This window comes from Pannonibacter sp. CBAS1226 (genome assembly GCF_055685825.1).
In genome coordinates this window covers 776,956-795,335 of the sequence record NZ_JBVOUO010000001.1, presented here as the reverse complement: position 1 = coordinate 795,335, position 18,380 = coordinate 776,956, and the positions used below count along the sequence as shown (strand labels likewise).

19 protein-coding genes and 1 tRNA gene are annotated in these 18,380 nt (G+C 65.6%); 1 reads left to right on the top strand and 19 read right to left on the bottom strand.

What is annotated here, in order from left to right; translation table 11 throughout:
- Positions 1–2: 2 nt before the first annotated feature.
- The 4 genes from AC0CMF_RS03590 to AC0CMF_RS03575 all read right to left on the bottom strand — a co-directional run bounded on the left by AC0CMF_RS03590 (position 3) and on the right by AC0CMF_RS03575 (position 4,413).
- Complete coding sequence (locus AC0CMF_RS03590) at positions 3–1,073, bottom strand: DNA polymerase III subunit delta' (RefSeq protein WP_094461747.1); 1,071 nt, start codon at positions 1,071–1,073, stop codon at positions 3–5.
- Positions 1,063–1,740 carry a dTMP kinase gene (gene tmk, locus AC0CMF_RS03585; RefSeq protein ID WP_247648167.1) on the bottom strand — a complete coding sequence of 226 codons (678 nt, stop codon included), beginning with the start codon at positions 1,738–1,740 and terminating at the stop codon, positions 1,063–1,065. The genes AC0CMF_RS03590 and tmk overlap by 11 nt, the downstream gene beginning before the upstream one ends.
- A gap of 38 nt (positions 1,741–1,778) precedes the next feature.
- A complete protein-coding gene (locus AC0CMF_RS03580) occupies positions 1,779–2,990 on the bottom strand; it encodes a D-alanyl-D-alanine carboxypeptidase family protein (RefSeq protein ID WP_374628207.1) in 1,212 nt (403 codons plus the stop codon).
- Positions 2,991–3,060: 70 nt separating this feature from the next.
- The gene (locus AC0CMF_RS03575) at positions 3,061–4,413 is read right to left on the bottom strand and encodes a septal ring lytic transglycosylase RlpA family protein (RefSeq protein WP_472480987.1); all 1,353 of its coding nucleotides are present in this window, start codon (positions 4,411–4,413) and stop codon (positions 3,061–3,063) included.
- Positions 4,414–5,603: 1,190 nt separating this feature from the next.
- On the opposite strand from AC0CMF_RS03575, the gene AC0CMF_RS03570 reads away from it, so the two are divergent.
- Positions 5,604–5,693 (top strand) — tRNA-Ser (locus AC0CMF_RS03570).
- Here AC0CMF_RS03570 and AC0CMF_RS03565 read toward each other — a convergent pair.
- From AC0CMF_RS03565 to AC0CMF_RS03495, 15 genes are all read right to left on the bottom strand, one after another.
- Complete coding sequence (locus tag AC0CMF_RS03565; protein ID WP_472480985.1) at positions 5,661–7,313, bottom strand: recombinase family protein; 1,653 nt, start codon at positions 7,311–7,313, stop codon at positions 5,661–5,663. The two genes, AC0CMF_RS03570 and AC0CMF_RS03565, sit on opposite strands and share 33 nt — an antisense overlap.
- Positions 7,310–7,699, bottom strand: a complete 390-nt coding sequence (locus tag AC0CMF_RS03560) for an HVO_A0114 family putative DNA-binding protein (RefSeq protein WP_030091815.1) — start codon at positions 7,697–7,699, stop codon at positions 7,310–7,312. Before AC0CMF_RS03560 ends, AC0CMF_RS03565 begins: the two co-directional genes overlap by 4 nt.
- A gap of 19 nt (positions 7,700–7,718) precedes the next feature.
- Positions 7,719–8,033: a hypothetical protein gene (locus AC0CMF_RS03555; protein WP_030091816.1), complete on the bottom strand. Its 315-nt coding sequence runs from the start codon at positions 8,031–8,033 to the stop codon at positions 7,719–7,721.
- 134 nt (positions 8,034–8,167) lie between these two features.
- Entirely contained in the window at positions 8,168–8,383 is a 216-nt protein-coding gene (locus AC0CMF_RS03550) for a DUF2274 domain-containing protein (RefSeq protein WP_030091817.1), read from the bottom strand.
- A 2-nt stretch (positions 8,384–8,385) separates the two neighbouring features.
- Positions 8,386–9,534: a TraB/TrbI/VirB10 family type IV secretion system protein gene (locus tag AC0CMF_RS03545; protein WP_198585895.1), complete on the bottom strand. Its 1,149-nt coding sequence runs from the start codon at positions 9,532–9,534 to the stop codon at positions 8,386–8,388.
- Positions 9,531–10,544 carry a P-type conjugative transfer protein TrbG gene (gene trbG, locus AC0CMF_RS03540; RefSeq protein WP_030091819.1) on the bottom strand — a complete coding sequence of 338 codons (1,014 nt, stop codon included), beginning with the start codon at positions 10,542–10,544 and terminating at the stop codon, positions 9,531–9,533. Before trbG ends, AC0CMF_RS03545 begins: the two co-directional genes overlap by 4 nt.
- Positions 10,541–11,230 carry a conjugal transfer protein TrbF gene (trbF, locus tag AC0CMF_RS03535; RefSeq protein WP_472480982.1) on the bottom strand — a complete coding sequence of 230 codons (690 nt, stop codon included), beginning with the start codon at positions 11,228–11,230 and terminating at the stop codon, positions 10,541–10,543. Before trbF ends, trbG begins: the two co-directional genes overlap by 4 nt.
- On the bottom strand, positions 11,227–12,606 hold the full coding sequence (gene trbL / locus AC0CMF_RS03530) for a P-type conjugative transfer protein TrbL (protein ID WP_030091821.1): 1,380 nt from the start codon (positions 12,604–12,606) through the stop codon (positions 11,227–11,229). The genes trbF and trbL overlap by 4 nt, the downstream gene beginning before the upstream one ends.
- Positions 12,607–12,609: 3 nt before the next feature.
- Positions 12,610–12,894 carry a putative entry exclusion protein TrbK-alt gene (gene trbK-alt, locus AC0CMF_RS03525; protein WP_030091822.1) on the bottom strand — a complete coding sequence of 95 codons (285 nt, stop codon included), beginning with the start codon at positions 12,892–12,894 and terminating at the stop codon, positions 12,610–12,612.
- Between the two features lie 10 nt (positions 12,895–12,904).
- The gene (gene trbJ, locus AC0CMF_RS03520) at positions 12,905–13,681 is read right to left on the bottom strand and encodes a P-type conjugative transfer protein TrbJ (RefSeq protein ID WP_030091823.1); all 777 of its coding nucleotides are present in this window, start codon (positions 13,679–13,681) and stop codon (positions 12,905–12,907) included.
- A complete protein-coding gene (gene trbE / locus AC0CMF_RS03515; RefSeq protein ID WP_030091824.1) occupies positions 13,678–16,170 on the bottom strand; it encodes a conjugal transfer protein TrbE in 2,493 nt (830 codons plus the stop codon). The genes trbJ and trbE overlap by 4 nt, the downstream gene beginning before the upstream one ends.
- A gap of 10 nt (positions 16,171–16,180) precedes the next feature.
- Complete coding sequence (locus AC0CMF_RS03510; protein WP_030091825.1) at positions 16,181–16,462, bottom strand: VirB3 family type IV secretion system protein; 282 nt, start codon at positions 16,460–16,462, stop codon at positions 16,181–16,183.
- Entirely contained in the window at positions 16,462–16,794 is a 333-nt protein-coding gene (locus AC0CMF_RS03505) for a TrbC/VirB2 family type IV secretion system protein (RefSeq protein WP_030091826.1), read from the bottom strand. Before AC0CMF_RS03505 ends, AC0CMF_RS03510 begins: the two co-directional genes overlap by 1 nt.
- Positions 16,791–17,774: a P-type conjugative transfer ATPase TrbB gene (gene trbB / locus AC0CMF_RS03500; RefSeq protein ID WP_030091827.1), complete on the bottom strand. Its 984-nt coding sequence runs from the start codon at positions 17,772–17,774 to the stop codon at positions 16,791–16,793. The genes AC0CMF_RS03505 and trbB overlap by 4 nt, the downstream gene beginning before the upstream one ends.
- Positions 17,775–17,918: 144 nt before the next feature.
- A complete protein-coding gene (locus tag AC0CMF_RS03495; protein WP_030091828.1) occupies positions 17,919–18,380 on the bottom strand; it encodes a ribbon-helix-helix domain-containing protein in 462 nt (153 codons plus the stop codon).

Genomic DNA, 18,380 nt, shown 5'->3' with positions numbered 1-18,380 from the left:
CTTCATGCGGGCATTCGCATGGCCTCGGAGAGGGACCGGAACACGTCGATGACTACCTGTTTCTTGTCAAGATTGAGCGCCTCGGCATCCGCCGCCGCGCGGCCCATCTTTTCCCATACCTCGGTCCACCTGACAAGCCGTGAGGCATGCCCCGCGTCCGGACCGCGCAACTGGGCGTGCATCCAGTCCCGCGCCACCGACAGGAAGGCTTCCCAGTTGTCGGTTTCGCCGCGTGCCGAAACGAGATCGGCAAAGGCATGCAGCGCCACCGGATCAATGCGCGGCAGGCGGGCGGCGAGATTGTGGAAGCCCTGCGTCACCGCCAGCCCCTCACCGGCCAGCAGCAGCAGGGCCGAGCGCAGGCTGCCGCCGGCAAAGCGCGCCACATCCGCCATGGAGGAAGGGTCAGCACTGCCGCCCAGGCCGGAAAGCGCCTGGGTCATGGCGCGGTCGTCCAGCGGCTGCAGGTCCAGCCTGCGGCAGCGCGAGCGGATGGTCGGCAGCAGGCGCCCCGGCGCGTGCGACAGCACGAAGAACAGAGAGTTGGCGGGCGGCTCTTCCAGAATTTTCAGCAGCGCGTTGGCGGAACTGGCGTTCATGTCATCCGCCGCATCGACAATGCAGATCCGCAGCCCCTGACCCGATGCCGTGGTGCCGTAAAAGGACACGGTGCGGCGCACCTCGTCCACCGGCAGATCGGTCTTGAAGCGCTTGGTCTTGTCGTTATAGGGCCTGCGCAGATGCAGCACATTGGGGCTCGCACCCGCCGCGATCTGGCGGCTGACGATATGCCCCTCCGGCACGGCAAGGCTGCTGGCTGCGGCAACCTCGGGTGAAAACCTGTCCGGATGGGCCAGCGCGAAACGCGCAAAGCGGAAGGCAAGCGTCGCCTTGCCGATGCCCTTCTGCCCGCCGACGAGCCAGGCATGATGGAAGCGCGGCGAACGGTAGGCCTCGATCAGCTCGCGCTCGGCTGCCTCCTGCCCCACGAGGGCAAACTGCTCGCGCGGCAGCGGCACGCCGTCGATGGCGTCGACCTCCGGGGTGGCTTCGATGTCCGTGTTACGCGCCATGGCCGGATCCTGCGCCTTCCCTGTTCTTCAGGCCGAAACGGGAGGACACCACCTGCCAGATGGCCGCTTCCACGCCGCCTGCATCCTGCGCGCCGTCAATGACCACAATGCGGTCCGGCTCGGCGTCCGCAAGCTCCAGGAACAGCTGCCGCCGCCGCTCGTGGGTTTCCATGGCATCGGTCTCGAACCGGTCCGGGCTGTTGCCGCTGGCATTCTGCGCCCGCGTGTCCACCCGCTTCAGGCCGATGGCAGCCGGAACGTCGATCAGCACCGTCAGGTCAGGCCTCAGCCCGTTTGTGGCCGTCACTTCCAGCACATCCAGCACCTGCGGCTCCACCCCCGCCTCGCCCTGATAGACGCGGGTCGAATCGGCATAGCGGTCGCACAGCACCCACTCCCCGCGCTCCAGCGCCGGGCGGATGGTCACATCCACATGGTCGGCACGGGCTGCGGCAAACAGCATCGCCTCACCGCGCGGGCCCAGCTTGCGCGCCGCACCCGACAGCAGCACCTCGCGGATCATCTCCGCCCCCGGCGATCCGCCCGGCTCACGCGTCAGCGTCACCCCCAGCCCCTGTTGCAGCAGGCGCTCGCGCAGGCGGCGGATCTGGGTGGACTTGCCCGCCCCCTCTCCGCCTTCAAATGTGATGAACCGCCCCAGCGCCAACGAAACTCTCCAACTCATCCGCCCCGCAGGGCGCTGCATCACAGCCAGCCAAACAGCAGCTGACGCACACCATTCATCGCCCGCTGGCTCAGCGTGCCTTCGCTGACGTCACCGCCCGTCAGAAGCGGTGCGCGGTAAACGACGGCATCATCCGGCCCCAGCACCCTGATTTCGCCCACCACGGTGCCCTTTTCAACCGGCGCAAGCAGCGGCCCGTCATAAACGGCGCGCAGACGGTAGTTCATCGTGCCGCCCGTGGGCAACAGAACCTCGACAGTGCGCGCCGCCACCAGCGGCACCTCGCCTGCCGTGCCGCCGAACACGCGCGCGCTGGCCACCTGTGCCCCGGCATCAAACAGGCGGTTGAGGGTGAAGGCATCCCATGCCCCCTCGACAAGATCCTTCAGCGCCGCCAGCCGTGCCTTGTCCGTGGGAAGGCCGGAAAGGGCCGCAATCACCCGCCGCCCGTTCCGCTCCACCGAAACAAGACCGCTGAACCCATCCTTTTCGGTCTGACCTGCCCCCAGCCCGTCGAGCCCGGTGACATTGCCCAGAAACGGGTTCTTCGCCCGCTGGAAAATGTTGTTCCAGGTGAACTCCGGCTGGCTGAACAGGCCGTAGCGGTCCTTGTGCTCGCTCAGGATATAGCCGGCCAGCAGACTGAGATCGCGCGCCGTCACTTTCACACCCGGCGCCGGATAGCCGGTCGGATTGGCAAAATGCGTGTTCTTCATGCCGAGCTTTTCAGCAAGAGCGTTCATGCGCCCGGCAAAGGCCTCCTCGCTGCCTGCAAGTCCTTCAGCCAGAACGATGGCCGCATCATTGGCATTGTGAACGAGGAGCCCCTGCAGCAGGTCGGACACCGCGATCTGCGACTTCACGGCCGCAAACATCGTCGCCCCGCGTGACGGCGCTCCGCCTGTGCGCCAGGCATGTTCGCTGACTGTGTAAAGCGTGTCTTCGGACGTTTCCCCCGCCTTCAGCGCATCGAAGACGATCGCCGCCGTCATCACCTTGGCAAGGGAGCCCGGCTCAAACGGCTGGTCCGGCGCCTTGGCATAAAGCAGCGTGTCACTGGACTGGTCGAGAAGAATGGCGGTCGTGGCACGGGTCGCCAGCACATCCTGCGCCGCGGCGGGGTGCGGCATGCACAGGCCGGAAAGCAGAAGCCCTGCGGCAAGGGCCGCAAGGCTGAAGCGCTTGAACCTTGTCTGCAGCGGCCGTGCGGCCGTTTCACCCTGCCCGATCATGTTCCACCCGGCCGAAAACCGCTCAAAACCGCCCCAAACAGCCGGAATCCAGCCTGCGCCTGCCGCCAGATCAGCGGTTCAGCTTCTGAAGGGACGTTGCGCTGTTCTCGAACGTTTCGAACGCGCCGAAAACACCATTGATACGGTCGTTGGCGGCATAGGACGACACGGCCCCGCCGCGCAGCAGGTTGCGCGGAGCGTTAAGCCCCGGCTGCCAGATCATCTGCGGCTGACCGGCGGCTGACGGATCCTGATAGGCCGCAGGCGCCGCATTTACCGGCGATGCCGCAGGCACGCGGATGGTGCCAAGGGTTTGCGGCTGTTCACCCAGCGTCTGGACGGCGGGAGCGGCAGCGGGAACCTCGGTAGCGGTGGCAGCGGCCGGGCTCATGATGGCCTGGGCTTCAGCGGCAGCCGCCGATGCATTGACCGCAGAGGCAGCCGGGCTTGCCGAGGCGACCATGATCTGCGCCGCGCTTTCATAGGCAACCGCCGGATCGAACGCGATCATGTAGGACGGATCAAGCTGCGGATGAGTGGTGCCGGAAGTGGAAGCCACCGTCACCGGCTGCGGCAGTGTCAGAGGACGCGGGCGCGGCGCGAAGCTCGGCACATAATTCATGCTGCCTGCGCCCTGCGCCAGCGGCTCGGCAGAGGCAACCATCACAGAAGCGGCAGGTGCGCGGACGGGTCCTGCTGCAGGTGCAGGCGCAGCAGGGGCCTGTGCCAGCATGGTGCCCGGCATCGTGCCGCCCGGCGTCACGGCACCCGGCCCGTCATAGCTCGCCATCAGGAAGGCCTCGTCATTGCCGTCCATGCGGGCCGGGCCGATATATTCCACCTTCACCTTGCCGATACCGGCCTGCTTGGTGCCCAGCATCTTGGCGACGCGCTGCGACAGATCGATCTCGCGGTTGCCATGGAACGGCCCGCGGTCATTGACGCGCACGATCATCGAGCGGCCGTTCTCCACGTTGGTCACGCGGGCATAGGACGGCAGCGGCATGGTGGTGTGGGCAGCCGTCAGCGAGTGACGGTCATAGATCTCGCCATTGGCGGTCTTGCGGCCGTGGAAGGCCTCGCCATACCAGGACGCAAATCCGACCTTGGTGTAGCCCGGCTCTTCCTTCGGATAATACCAGCGCCCGGCCACCTTGTAGGGCTTGCCGACGATGGCGCGGCCACCGCCTTTGGGCACCGGCTGACCATCGGCGACCACGCGGGGGCTGGCCTTCACGCCGTATTTGGATTCAGGGAAATATTCGGAGGAGCGTTTCTTGGTCGGCGCGCTTTCGCAGGCTGCCAGTGCGAGCGCTGCAGTCAGCGCGATCATCAGTTTCAGGGCGGGCTTGCGGAGTTTCACACCGCCTGCCTCCTGAGCGTCCTTGCTGGCGCATACGGCCTTCTCAGCCATAGCTGCCATCGGGCGTTTCCCCAAACCTTGCATCCTGCCGTCCCACTCACAACGCGTCTGGCGGCCCCAGCACACGCGCTCCATGAAGCCGGTTTCCCGGCACTGTCTCGCGGTTGCGCAAACTGACCGTTCGGTCTCTTGCGCGCAAGTGCATTCCGCCCCCGCAGAAATGCAACAGCCGCAGTTAATCGCATAGTGGTTACCTGATCCTTACCGCTTCGCCAAGTCCCAAAGCGCCGCAGAGGCCATCAAACCGTATCCGGTACACCGTATAGTCCCGGGGCGGCTGTTTTCCGCCGTTCCGGCAGGGGCGGAAGCGCCGCCGCCTTCTTGAAATAATTTACCATCCTGCAGCATGGCAGAGGGCTCATGCCCCGAATCTGCACCCCTGCCCGGCCCTGCCTGCCTCTGGCAGATCCCCCTGCCGGTCTATCCAGGCTTTGCGGCGCTGACGCGCCCCGCCCTAAAAAGGCTCAGACCCATCAAGGCCTGGATCCCTCAAGGCTCGGGCCCATCATTGCATCACTTTGTGATCGTCATCACAAACCGCAGCGGCGGCAGCGCCTAAGGTGATGTCACTGCAACGGGCCGCCCCGCCCTGCGCAGGCTGGGGCCTTCCCGGCACCGGCCGCTGATCCTGCACCCCTGCCCACGACACGCCGGATCAGCGGCCCCCTTCCGGGGGACACACGGCGGGCAACTCTTCCTGACAAGGCATTATATGCACAGCGCGGCGGCAGCCGTTCTGGCTGCGGAGCGGCTGCCCCCTTGCCGCAGCGTCGCCCCGGACGGAGCGCAGCGGAGATCCGGGGCCTACTCGTTTCCAGAGAAATGCCGAATTCTGCAAAGTTTCCCGCAAAGACATCTTTGTGCATCTGCCGTAGCCGCCACACATCCCATGAGCGGCTCTGCAAGCGAGTGGTTCCCGGGTCTGCGCTCCGCTCCGCCCGGGATGACCGGCGGAGGGAACCGCAAGGCTGAGGCCGCCTTTCCGCGTCAGTCCTGCCGTTCCGGGGATGCGCCCCAAGGTGCCGCCCGCCCCGTCCCCGAGCGTTTTCAGCCAAGGTTTCTGCGAGGTTCTCCGGCAGGTTTCCGGCACGTTTTCTGACACGTTTTCTGGCAAGTTCCGGGCAGTCCTCACAAATTCACACCACCCCGCTTGACATTCCCCCCCAAAGCCCCGAAACGGTTTGCAGAACGGAAGAGTGGCCGAGTGGTTTAAGGCACCGGTCTTGAAAACCGGCGTAGGTGAGAGCCTACCGTGGGTTCGAATCCCACCTCTTCCGCCATTTCAGACCGCCTTTGGGCACGCCAATTGCCGCCGATTGCCGCCCTTGACCGGCAATAAGCGTCTTCAGCAGCTCCGTTTTCGATCCCATGATGCGAATTGCGTCGTCCGCGACCTCGACGCGCTGCGCCAGCGCGCGCAGGTGATCCCGCCGATAGCCGCCCTCATGGCCGCGAATGCGCTCCCGCGCGCGGCGTGCAAACCCTTCGATCATTTCGGGGCTAAGGGCGCCGTGGCCGGGGCTTTCGAGCAGCGCCTGCGCCCGGTCGGCGTCAGCCCGCGCCTGATCGCGGATGACCTTGAGACCGGCGATACGCTCCTTGAGCGCCGGGTCGTCCAGATCAGCGACGCCGACCTCGATGGCATCATAGAGGCGCTTGAGGCGCGATTCCGATTCGGTTGCCTGCCGCTGCAAAGAGGCGATGTGCTCCCTGCGGCGCGCGGCCTGATCCTCGCGGCGGCCGAGGATGCTGCCGAGTAGCTTCTCCAGACGGGCGGGATCGAGCAAGCGGTCTTCGATATGGCTGACCACCATGCCGTCGAGCTTGTCCATGGGGATCGCTCGGCCCTTGCAGCCGGTCTCGCCCTGCCGTGCCTTGATCGAGCAGGCATAGTAACGGTAGCGGCCGCTCTTGCCGGTGCGGATGGTCATGGCACCACCGCAATCGCCGCAATAGCAGATACCAGTCAGTAGGGTCGGCCCGATCACCACACGGGCGGGCAGTTCGGTCTTGGGGTTGCGAGCCTGCAGAAGCGACTGAACGGCGTCGAAAGTCTCCCGCTCGATGATGGCGGGCACCGGGACGATGACGATCTCGCCTGGAGCGCGTGGGTCGTTGTGCTTGCTGCGCTTTCCCCATTCATGTTCGCCGATATAGGTGCGGCGGGTCAGGACACGATGGACTTGGCCGATGCCCCAGCGACCGCCGTCGCGGGTGAAGATGCCCTTGGCGTTCAGATGCTTGACGATCGCCTTGACGCCCATCTGGCCGCTGTCGCCTTGCCCTTCCAACGCGAGCCGATAGATCAGGCGGATCGTGTCGGCGTGCAGCGGGTCGATTTCCAACTTTTTCTTGGTCTTGGCACCACGTTGTTCGGCGGCGGCGATCCGGTAGCCGATCGGCGGCAACGCTCCGTTCCAGAAGCCTTGCCGGGCATTCTCCTTCAGGGCGCGCGTGACGTGCTTGCCGTTTTCCTTCGACTGGTATTCGTCGAACAGGGACATGATCCGACGCATCATGTCGTGGATCGGGTCGTCCCCCAACTCTTGCGTGATGGAAATCAGGCGCACGTCGTTCTTGGCGAGCTTGCGATAGTAATATTCCATGTCGAAAGCGTCGCGGAAGAAGCGCGAGAAGCTGTGAACCAGCACCACGTCGAAGGGCGCAGGTTTCGACGTGCCCGCCTCGATCATCCGCTGGAATTCCGGGCGGCGGTCGTTGGTGGCCGTGTTACCCGGTTCCACGAAGATTTCGACAAGCTGATAGCCTCGCGCGGCGCAATAAGCCTCGCCCTGCTTGCGCTGGTCGGGGATCGACACGTCATGCTCGGCCTGCCGGGCGGTCGAGACGCGCAGGTAGAGGGCCGCCCGTAAGGCGACGTTGGGAGATTGTGCGTTCATTTGCGGGTTCCTTTCGACTTGCGCCGTTCGATCAGGGGCAGGACCAGCTCCACGCGGTCATGAATGACCTTCGGCACCAGCTTGAGGCCTTTGCCCTTCTCCATGCGGACGAGGCCGTAGCCAGCCATGGCCTTGAGGGTCCGGGACAGGTTGGATTTCGCGCGGCCGGTGATTTGGGCCAGTTCCTCCAGCGAGTCCGGCTCACGCTCATGGATGATGCGGAGCAGTTCGCAATTGCTGGGCGACAGGAACTTGGCAAAGGACATGGTGGACGCGAACCAAACGGTCGGATCGCCGGGCGCGGGCTTCTCCTCGCCCTTGGCGATTCGCATGGTCCGGGCCTTCATTTCATCGGGTTCGGCGATCCCGACCTTGAGTGTCGTCATGGCGCATCTCGATCATCCATTACGGCTTTTCATTATCATACAGAGATAACTTTCTCAAGTCTTCCGGCAGATCGACTGAGCCGAACATCTCGTCAAAAACATCGGCGAACCAGCGCTCGAATACGTGAATCTCGGCCTCGGTGATCGGCACGTCTTCGGGCCAGTCGTCGATGACGGGCAGCTTCTCCACGTCGAAGACATGAGGCGGACTGCCGCGCGGCGGGCTGATGCGCGGCGCGGGATCGTCGTCATAGTCGAAAAGATCGTCGGGTAGCGTTCCAGGAGCTGGCTGCTTTGGGCGGCCTCGTTGGGCGTGGCGGCGCTCTGCGCACATGGTATCCTCCGTGTCTCGCTGGTGGAGTCAGGAGCGCTAAAGCCCCGGAACTAAGCGAAGCATGGAGGGGGATCGGCGGTGTGTAGCGTGCCGCATTCGCGCCTGTACGCTGGCGGCACCCCCGCCGTGATGGATCAGGAGGGTCGCCGCCGCGCCTTGGCGAAACCGCGATCTGTGGCGATGAACCGCTCCAGCATCGGCACGATAAGTCTGGCAGGCTCGATCGGCGCACCGCCATCGGCCAACAGAGCGCCATAGTCGATCAGGTCACGGTGGAGTGGTGCCGGCAGTTCCAGCGTGACCTTCACCGGCCTGTCGTCGGCCAGAGGACCGAGTTTCAGCTTCGCCATAATCAATTCCTGTAGGGTTCGAGGACTAAATCTCGCGTCACAATGACCCTGACCGGGAAGCCCGGCCGGATGGTCAGCGTCGGTGCGACCTGCAACTGGCGCTGGACGATCTGCTGCCCAGCCTGATTGATGGTGTCCTGCGCCCCGTCGCGAATAGCGCGGATCAGCCGGTCCTCGTCGTCTGTCGCCAGTTCCGTGCCGATACCGAGCAGCGTCGAGAGGCCGGCGGCCTTCATCAGATCCCACCAGTGATAATCGACGCCATCCTCAAGGCCGGCATAGCCGGAAGCGTCCGCGCCGGGCTGACGCTCCAGCACGATGGAGCGGCCGTTCGGCAGGATCAGGCGGTTCCAGACGAGCAGGACGCGGCGCTGGCCGAAGGTCACGCCGGCATCGTACTGGCCGATGATGCGCGTCCCCTGCGGGATCAGGAGAAGCGAGCCGGTCGGGCTGTCATAGACGTTCTCCGTGACCTGCGCGGTGATCTGGCCGGGAAGGTCCGAACGGATGCCGGTAATCATCGCCGCCGGGATCACGGCCCCGGCCTGAAGGATGTAGGGCGAGGCTGGCGCCGCGATGCGGTCAAGGGCGACCGTCTGCCGATCCACCGGGCCGTTGAGGAAAGCCGTATGCCGGTCCTGCGTGCCGGTCGCGCCGGGCTGCGCGGCAAGGCCAAGGCCGGCAAGGCTCGGGTTGGCGGTCCCTGTGCCGGGCGTTGTCTGGAAAAAGACGCGGCTGACGCGCGCGGCCTCTTCCTCGGCGAGACGACGCTGTTCCGCAGGATCGACGGCGGGCGTCGCCATGACGGGGGCGGCAACGGGTTGACCCCGGTTCTGCGCGTCGAGGATCGGGCCGCCCAGATCGCCCGGCAATGCCGGTCCCAGGACCGGGCCGGTATAGTCGCGCGGCAGGCCGGACAGTCCGTCCGCCGTGGGGCGGTTCTCGGTCGAGTAGAGTTCGTCACCGCTGCCACTCATGTCACGGGTCTGGAGCGCATAGATCAGCGCCCCGCCGATCCCGAACAGCGCGACGGCTCCGACGCCGGCCAGCATCTTGCGGGACAGACGGGTGACGCGGGGCGGTTCGGCACGCAGGCGCATGGGTGCGGTGGTGTCCGCTGCGGCTTCTACAGGGATCGTGTCTTCGGTCATGACGGGGATTCTCCGGTCGCTTTTGCCGGCTGTGCAGCCTGCCGTTGCTCGATGCGGACGATCCTGACCGTCTGCTGGCGATCACCGCTGCCAAGGCGCAATTCGGCCGCGCCGAACAGGCGGTCCACGATGAGGATGTTCTGCTGGATGCGGCTGTTGACGATCTGGGTTTCGCCATCCGAGCCGATGACGAAGATCGGCGGCATCTCGCCCTGCACGATGCCGCGCGGGAAGATGACATAGATGCGGCGGCCATCGTCGAAGACGGAGATAGGCTTCCAGGGTGGGTTATCGCCGGTCAGGCCGTAGCGATAGTTGCGCGCCGCCTCGACCGGGATGATCGGTGCGGCCGGAACGGTCTGACGCTGGCCTGCCGGTTGTGCCGGATAGGCCCAGGCGACGGACGGCATATAGAGGGCTTCGCGGGCGCGCAGCTCGATCATGTAGGTACGCCGGTCGGTGGTCACGACGAGGTTCGTGGCGATGTCCGGCCGACTCGGTTTGACGAGGATATGGACGCGGCGCGTTGTGCCCGAGCCGCTTTCGGTGTCGCCGATGATCCAGCGGGCGGTGTCTCCTGCTGCAATCGGTCCCGCGCCGGTCAGGCTCTCGCCCGGTTCCAGCGCAATATTGGTGATCTGCCCCGGCGCGGCATATACTTGATAGAGCGCACCTTCCGACCAGGGATAAATCTGGATGGCGTTATAGTAGCCCTCGCGGCGCGGCTCGACGCGCGCGGCGGCATTGGCGTTCTCGACACGGCCGGCCGGTGTCCCGGCGGCGGTCCCGCCGCGCGCCACGGTCCAGGCCGGCGGCGTGTGCAATCGCCGGGGGAGGTCATCGGTGACGGCGGCCGGCACAACGGGCAGCGATGGCACGTCGGGGTCGTAGCTGAACTGCGGGGGTTTGTTGGTAGCGCAACCGGCCAGCATGGTGGCGGACAGCAGCAAAGCCGGAAGGCCGTGTTTACGGAAAGCCGGAACTGCGGGTTTGCGGGTCAACGTGCTCATTGGCTCATCTCCCGCGACCACGAGATGGCGTTGACGTAGATGCCGAGCGGGTTGGCGCGCAGGCGCTCGGCGTCGCGCGGGGTCTGGATCACGATGGTCAGGATCGCGGTCCATCGTTCGGTCGTGGAAAGCTGGCCGTTCTCGTAATGGCGTTCTGTCCAAGCCACGCGGAAGCTGTCGTTCGACGCCCGGATGACGCTGGACACCTCCACGGCGACCTGTTGCCGTCCGACCTTCGTGAAGGGGTCGTTGCTGCGGGCGTAGTCGTTGAGCGCCACCGCGCCGCGATCCGTGGTCCATTCATAGGCGCGGAGCCAATTCTGCCGGACAATGATGGCGTCTGCCGGGATCGCCCGGACCTGTTCGATGAAGCGGCCGAGATGGAAAGCAATCTGCGGATCGTTTGGCCGATAGTCGGCCGTGGCGGGTGCGACAGTCTGCGCCTGGCCGAGATTATCGACCTGCACCACCCACGGCACGACGGACCCGCGCGCCGATTGCCAGACCAACGCCGAAGCAAAACCGGCCGAGAGGATCAGCGAGCCGAAGGCCATATAGCGCCAGTTCTTCGCCTGCACGCGGGCTGAGCCTATGCGCTCGTCCCAGACCTGCGCGGCTTTCTGGTATTGCGTCTCGGGTTCCGGCGATTTGCCGTAATGGGTCGATGGTCGTTTGAAGATGCTCATGAGCGGTCACTTTCGGAAAGATTGACGGAGGAGCCGCCGCCGTGGCTGTCGCCCGAGCGAACCGCATGGGCGGCCATGGTGGTGCCGTGGTTGACGGACTGTGAGCGCCGCATCCGCTGCGCCCAGGCCGGGGGGCTGGCAGTTGCTGAAGGCGATGCGGCTGCGGTTTCGGGGCCGGCGCTCGCGCCGCTGACGGTGCCTGCGGTGGATGATCCGCCCGTCACGCCGAAGGCAGCACGCGCGCCATTGGAAATACTGGATTTGACGCCTTCCGACGCTTTGGAGGCGGCACGCTTCAAGGGGGATGCAGCGGCAGAGCCTGCGGCGCGAGCGACGCCACCCAGGCCGGAAGCGACCCCCGCCGCGCCAGACTGGCCGAGCGAACCCATGCTGTAGGCTGCGGAGGCCCCGCCTGCGGCGGTTGCACCGCCGCGAACCGCCGCGGCTCCACCGGACAGAGCGGCGGCACCTCCCTTGACGGCGAGACCGGCCGCACCGCCTGCGGCAGCACCGCCGGCGAGCACCATGCCGCCGGCGGCCAGGCCGGTGCCGACCGCCGCGCCCGCGCCAAGCTGCGGCCCGCCCGAAACCAGACCGGAGGCGATGCCGGGTCCGAAGATGCCGAGGCCGAGCAGGGACAAGGCGGCGAGCACGACAGCCATGGCGTCGTCGATGCTCGGGGTCTGGCCGCCGAAGCCTTGCGTGAATTGCGAGAACAGCGTCGAGCCGATGCCGATGATGACGGCCAGCACCAGAACCTTGATGCCGGACGAAATGACATTGCCAAGCACGCGCTCGGCCATGAAGGCAGTTTTGCCGAAGAGGCCGAACGGGATCAGCACGAAGCCCGCCAGCGTGGACAGCTTGAACTCGATCAGCGTCACGAAAAGCTGGATCGCTAGGATGAAGAAGGCGAGGATTACGAGCGCCCAGGCGAACAGCAGGCAGGCGATCTGGATGAAGTTCTCGAAGAACGCCACCCAGCCCATCAGGTCGGAAATGGAGTCGAGCAGCGGCCGCGCGGCGTCGAGGCCGGTCTGCGCCACTTTGCCGGGCCGCATCAGATCCTGCGCGGTGAACCCCGTGCCGGATGCTTTCAGCCCTAGGCCGGCGAAGCTGTCGAAGACGATCTTTGCGAGGTTGTTCCAGTTGCCGATGAGATAAGCGAACACGCCGACGAACAGCGTCTTCTTCACAAGCCGAGCGATGATGTCGTCATCGGCGTTCCAGCTCCAGAACAGTGCGGCGAGCGTCACGTCGATGACGATGAGCGTTGTGGCGATGAACGCCACCTCGCCGCCGAGCAGGCCGAAGCCGGAGTCGATATATCGGGTGAAGACCCCGAGGAAATTGTCGATGACGCCCGCACCGCCCATGCATCACTGCCCTTCGCTGGAGGCCGGCGCGGCGGGCGCAGGCGAGCGGCCAAGAAAACGGTCGCGGGTTTCGGCCCAAACGCGCAGGCATTCGGCGTCGCTGGCTGCCGTTGTCCCAAGCTGCTGGCACCGGCGCTGCCCTTCTCGCAGCGGGTCCCGTTCGGGCTGGGCAAGACGCGGCGGCAATGCCGGCGTGTCTTCCTTGCGGGTCCTCTCGATGGCCGTCGCGGTGATGGCCATCGCCACGAATATGACTGCGCCCAGCCGGGCCAGCATCTTGCCGTCCATGGCCGCGCCCTCAGTTGCCGTTGTTGAACATCTGCGCGTTGCCGGGCGTGTAGCCCGAACCCGGCGTGAGGAAGCGTCGGCGCTGCTCGCGTCCCTGTTCGGCTGCTGCCGCACGCTCGGCTTCGGTCAACGCACCCGCCCGGCCATTGGCGGCGAGAAGCGCAACGAGATCGGAAAGCTGCTGCGACTGGAGAGCGAGAAGCTGGTTGCCGGCCTGCGTCGCCTGAAGCGCGCCAGTCGCCGACTGGCTCTGGCCGACAAGCTCGGACATCTGTGTGCGGTTGGTGTCGATGTTGCCGACGACGCCCGCCTGAACCCGCATGGCGTCCTGCAAGCCGCCGACCGTGTTCTGCCAGCGCGAGCGGGCGTCGGTGACGAGTTGGGCTTCGGTCGCCGACAGCGAGACATTGCCATATTGGGTCTGGAAGATCTGATCGACCTTCTGCACGTCGAAGGCGATGTTTTGGGCTTGGCTCAAAAGCTGCTGCGTGCGCTGCACGTTTTGTTGGAGCTGCTGAAGCGATGAATATGGCAGGCTCGCCAGATTCTTCGCCTGATTAATGAGCATGGTCGCTTCGTTCTGAAGTGACGTGATCTGGTTGTTGATCTGCTGGAGCGTGCGCGCGGCCGTCAGCACGTTCTGCGCATAGTTCGCCGGATCATAGACGATACGACCGAATTGCGCGTGAGCCGGGCTGGTCAGCATCGGTGACAGCGCGACGGGCATGGCAAGCGCCAGCGCGAGCATGGAAGCGCCGGCGAAGCGGGCAACGGGAACACGGATCATGGAAGGGTCTCCTCTGCTTGGGGGGCATCCGGCACGACCGGCGCGGCGGTTTCCGTCCGGTCGGCAAGATTGGTGAGATCGGGGATAAGGTCGGCTGCCCAATCGACGCCGCGCAGGCGCAGCCACGCCGCAAGGAAGCCGTCGCGACCATGCTCGGCGATAAGTCCGGCGATGCGCTTGTGGTCGGATTTCGCGGATACGGTGCAGAGCGCGAGGCCGACTTCGGACAGGCCCAGCTCGAAGAGGCGGTTTCCCCTGCGGCTCTGGCAGTAGTAATCCCGCTTGGGCGTGGCCCTTGCGAGGATTTCGATCTGCCGGTCATTCAACCCGAAGCGGCGATAGATGGCCGTGATCTGGGGTTCGATGGCCCGCTCGTTCGGCAGGAGCAATCGCGTCGGGCAGCTTTCGATGATGGCGGGCGCGATGTTGCTGCCGTCGATGTCCGATAGCGACTGCGTGGCGAAGATGACGCTGGCGTTCTTCTTCCTGAGCGTCTTCAGCCATTCGCGAAGCTGGTTGGCGAATCCTTCGTCGTCCAGCGCAAGCCAGCCCTCGTCGATGATAAGCAGCGTGGGCCGCCCGTCGAGCCGGTCGCCGATCCGGTGGAACAGATAGGCGAGCACGGCCGGGGCCGCGCCGGTTCCGACGAGCCCCTCGATCTCGAACGCCTGCACATCCGCATGCCCAAGATGTTCGGTCTCGGCGTCGAGCAGCCGACCATAAGCGCCGCCGATGCAATAGGGCCGCAATGCCTGTTTCAGATCGTTGGATTGGAGCAGGACCGTGAGGCCGGTGATGGTGCGTTCCCCGACCGGGGCGGACGCCAGCGAGGTCAGCGCCGTCCAGATATATTCCTTGGTCTCGGGCGTTACGGCCAAGCCCTCACGACCGAGAATGGCGGCGATCCAGTCGGCTGTCCAAGCACGTTCATAGGTGTCGTCGATGCGGGCGAGCGGCTGAAGCGAGACGGACGCCTCGTCTCCGTCCGTCAGTCCGCCGCCCAGATCGTGCCAGTCGCCGCCCATAGCGAGCGCGGCGGCGCGGATCGAGCCGCCGAAATCGAAGGCGAAGACCTGGCTGGCCTCATAACGGCGGAACTGCAAAGCCATGAGCGCGAGCAGCACGGACTTGCCCGCGCCGGTCGGACCGACAACGAGGGTGTGGCCCACGTCGCCGACATGGAGGGATAACCGGAATGGGGTGCTTCCCTCGGTCTTGCCATAGAGCAAGGGGGGCGACCCGAAGTGCTCATCCCGTTCCGGCCCCGCCCACACCGCCGAAAGCGGGATCATGTGGGCGAGATTCAAGGTGCTGATGGGTGGCTGGCGGACATTGGCATAGGCATGTCCGGGGATCGAGCCGAGCCAGGCGTCGACGGCGTTGACGGTTTCAGGCATCGCGGTGAAATCGCGGCCCTGTATGATCTTTTCGGCGAGGCGCAATTTCTCGTCGGCTATGCGCGGGTCCGCGTCCCAGACGGTGATAGTGGCCGTGACATAGGCCATGCCCGCCATATCCGCGCCGAGCTCCTGCAAGGCCATGTCGGCGTCAGCGGCCTTGTTCGCTGCGTCGGTGTCCACGAGGGCGGACGCCTCGTTGGTCATGACTTCCTTAAGGATCGCGGCGATGCTTTTGCGCTTGGCGAACCATTGCCGCCTGATCTTCGTCAGCAGCTTCGTCGCATCGGTCTTGTCCATGAGGATCGCGCGCGTGCTCCACCGATACGGGAACGGCAGCCGGTTCATCTCGTCGAGGAGGCCCGGCGTCGTCGCGGTCGGGAAGCCGATGATGGTCAGGACGCGCAGATGCTGGTTGCCAAGACGCGGCTCCAGCCCGCCGGTCAGTGACTGGTCGGCGAGCAGCGCATCGAGGTGCATCGGCACCTCCGGCACGCGCACGCGATGCCGGTTCGTGGAGATGGTCGAATGGAGATAGGTCAGCGTGCCGGCGTCATCGAGCCAACGGCATTCCGGCATGAAGCCATCGAGCAGAGCCAGAACCCGGTCGGTGCGATCCACGAAGCCGCGCAGCAATTCCCACGGATCGACGCCGGACTGCTCGCGGCCCTCGTAGAGCCAGGTTTCCGCGCGGGCGGCGTCCTCGGCGGGCGGGAGCCAGAGGAAAGTCAGGAAATAGCCGGACACGAAATGCGTGCCGGCTTCCTCGAAACCGGCCTTGCGCTCGGCGTCGAGCAGCGCCGACGCGGGATCGGGAAAGGTGCTGTCGGGATAGGTCGCAGCCTCGGAGCGCTGCGCCTCGACGAAGATCGACCAGCCGGACCCGAGACGGCGGACGGCATTGTTGATGCGGCCGGCGACCGCCACGAGTTCGGCCGCGACGGCGGAATCCAGATCGGGACCGCGGAACTTCGCAGTTCTCTGGAAACTGCCGTCCTTGTTCAAGACGACGCCGGGGCCGACAAGTGCTGCCCAGGGTAGGAAATCCGCGAGGCGACTGGCGGTGCGGCGGTATTCGGCAAGGTTCATCATGGTCACACCCTCACACCGAGAGATGGCCGGGGATGCGCAGATGCCTGCGGCCCACTTCGACAAAGAGGGGATCGCGCTTGGCCATCCACACGGCGGCGAAGTGGCCGATGACCCAGATGGCGAGGCCGACAAACCAGAGGCGCAGGCCGAGGCCCACGGCCCCGGCCAGCGTTCCGTTCATGATGGCGATGGAGCGCGGAGCGCCGCCGAGCAGGATATGCTCGGTCAGCGCCCGGTGGACCGGAACAATGAAGCCCGGCACCGCGTCGAGTTGTTCGAGGCCGCCCGTCATCAAACAAGCGCCCCGCCGCCGAACGAGAAGAACGACAGGAAGAAGCTCGACGCGGCGAAGGCGATCGACAGGCCGAACACGATCTGGATCAGCCGCCTGAACCCGCCGCTCGTGTCGCCGAAGGCCAGCGCGAGGCCGGTGGCGATAATCACGATCACGGCGATGATCTTGGCGACCGGCCCCTCGATCGATTGAAGGATGCTCTGAAGCGGAGCCTCCCAGGGCATCGACGAACCGGAGGCATGGGCGGCCGGGGCAAGCATGAGGCTGATGGCAAGGGTGGATGCGGCGGTCGCGGCGAAGCGATAGCCGCGCGAAAGCGTGCGGATCATGAAATTTCTCCTGTGTTGGTGGGGGTTGCGGGGGTGATGCGGTAGTCGCCGTCTGGCCCCAGCCCCTCGACGCGGGCGAGTTCGGCCAGCCGGCGCGCGGAACCGCGCCCGGCGAGGATGGCAACGAGGTCGATGGTCTCGGCGATCAGCGCGCGCGGGACCGTGACGACAGCCTCTTGAATGAGCTGTTCGAGGCGGCGGAGCGCGCCGATGCCGGTGCCGGCATGGATGGTGCCGATGCCGCCGGGGTGCCCCGTTCCCCAGGCTTTCAGAAGGTCGAGGGCTTCGGAGCCGCGCACCTCGCCGATGGGGATGCGGTCGGGGCGCAGGCGCAGCGACGAGCGCACAAGATCGGAAAGCGTCGCCACACCATCCTTGGTCCGCATGGCGACGAGGTTGGGCGCGGCGCATTGCAGCTCGCGCGTGTCCTCGATGATGACGACGCGATCCTGCGTCTTCGCCACTTCGGCCAGGAGCGCATTGGTCAGCGTGGTCTTGCCGGTGCTGGTGCCGCCTGCCACCAAAATGTTGGCGCGCTCGGCGACGGCTTCGCGCAGGGTCACGGCCTGATCGGCGGACATGATGCCTGCCGTCACATAGTCGTCGAGCGTGAAGACCGCGACGGCGGGCTTGCGGATGGCAAAGGCCGGTGCGGCGACGACGGGCGGCAGCAGCCCCTCGAACCGTTCTCCCGTCTCGGGCAGTTCCGCCGACACGCGCGGGGATTGGGCGTGAACCTCCGCGCCGACATGGTGTGCGACCAGCCGCACGATGCGTTCGCCATCGGCGGCGGAGAGAATCTCGCCGGTATCGGTCAGACCTTCGGACAGCCGGTCGATCCAGATGCGGCCGTCCGGGTTCAGCATCACCTCGATGACGGTTGGGTCTTCCAGAAACCGGGCGATGGACACGCCGAGGGCCGTGCGCAGCATCCGCGCGCCGCGCGCAATCGCCTCCGGTTTCTGGTGATGTGCAGTCATGTCGGCCCCATTTCTGGCGGGGCGTGACAGACGGACCCCGCAACGGGGTCGATTAAAAGAGCCTGAATTCAGACCGTTTCAACAAGTATCTAGCAGGATGCGGTGATCGGCGGCCATCGGCGGCAAATAGGATGGGTTGAAAATCTAAGAAGCGTGGCCATCGACCTCGGCCTGATCTTGCGACGAACTGTCGTGAAGCGAATCCATGTCGCGCGATAACTCTTTCAGAAACCTGTCTCCGGTCGCCAGCCTGCGGCCGAGATTCTGCATGAAGCCCTCGAACCGCTCGTTCCCCTTGATCCGTGCGGACTGCTTGGCGCTGTCGGGCAACGGCGGTGTCATCGTCAGCCAGAAGTGGACGAACAAGGAAAGGGTCTCGCCGAGCACGGCGAGATCTTCGTCCAGCGTGCCGATCTGCCTGCCGATCTTGTCCAGGCGGCGCGACATGGCCGCTTCCAGCCGGTCAGACGTGTCGCCCGACAGGAAGGATGCGACCGCCGCCTCGATGATGGCGGATTTCGAGACCTGTCGGCGCAGCGATAGCGCCTCGACCTGTTTGAGCAGTTCCGGGTCGAAATAGACATTCATGCGGGTGCGCGTCGTCAT

Coding starts and splice junctions, on each gene's coding strand:
- AC0CMF_RS03590 (WP_094461747.1), bottom strand. CDS start 1,073: ATGGCGCGTAACACGGACATCGAAGCCACCCCGGAGGTCGACGCCATC.
- AC0CMF_RS03580 (WP_374628207.1), bottom strand. CDS start 2,990: ATGATCGGGCAGGGTGAAACGGCCGCACGGCCGCTGCAGACAAGGTTC.
- AC0CMF_RS03575 (WP_472480987.1), bottom strand. CDS start 4,413: ATGGCAGCTATGGCTGAGAAGGCCGTATGCGCCAGCAAGGACGCTCAG.
- AC0CMF_RS03565 (WP_472480985.1), bottom strand. CDS start 7,313: ATGAACGCACAATCTCCCAACGTCGCCTTACGGGCGGCCCTCTACCTG.
- AC0CMF_RS03560 (WP_030091815.1), bottom strand. CDS start 7,699: ATGACGACACTCAAGGTCGGGATCGCCGAACCCGATGAAATGAAGGCC.
- AC0CMF_RS03555 (WP_030091816.1), bottom strand. CDS start 8,033: ATGTGCGCAGAGCGCCGCCACGCCCAACGAGGCCGCCCAAAGCAGCCA.
- AC0CMF_RS03550 (WP_030091817.1), bottom strand. CDS start 8,383: ATGGCGAAGCTGAAACTCGGTCCTCTGGCCGACGACAGGCCGGTGAAG.
- AC0CMF_RS03545 (WP_198585895.1), bottom strand. CDS start 9,534: ATGACCGAAGACACGATCCCTGTAGAAGCCGCAGCGGACACCACCGCA.
- trbG (WP_030091819.1), bottom strand. CDS start 10,544: ATGAGCACGTTGACCCGCAAACCCGCAGTTCCGGCTTTCCGTAAACAC.
- trbF (WP_472480982.1), bottom strand. CDS start 11,230: ATGAGCATCTTCAAACGACCATCGACCCATTACGGCAAATCGCCGGAA.
- trbL (WP_030091821.1), bottom strand. CDS start 12,606: ATGGGCGGTGCGGGCGTCATCGACAATTTCCTCGGGGTCTTCACCCGA.
- trbK-alt (WP_030091822.1), bottom strand. CDS start 12,894: ATGGACGGCAAGATGCTGGCCCGGCTGGGCGCAGTCATATTCGTGGCG.
- trbJ (WP_030091823.1), bottom strand. CDS start 13,681: ATGATCCGTGTTCCCGTTGCCCGCTTCGCCGGCGCTTCCATGCTCGCG.
- trbE (WP_030091824.1), bottom strand. CDS start 16,170: ATGATGAACCTTGCCGAATACCGCCGCACCGCCAGTCGCCTCGCGGAT.
- AC0CMF_RS03510 (WP_030091825.1), bottom strand. CDS start 16,462: ATGACGGGCGGCCTCGAACAACTCGACGCGGTGCCGGGCTTCATTGTT.
- AC0CMF_RS03505 (WP_030091826.1), bottom strand. CDS start 16,794: ATGATCCGCACGCTTTCGCGCGGCTATCGCTTCGCCGCGACCGCCGCA.
- trbB (WP_030091827.1), bottom strand. CDS start 17,774: ATGACTGCACATCACCAGAAACCGGAGGCGATTGCGCGCGGCGCGCGG.
- AC0CMF_RS03495 (WP_030091828.1), bottom strand. CDS start 18,380: ATGACGACGCGCACCCGCATGAATGTCTATTTCGACCCGGAACTGCTC.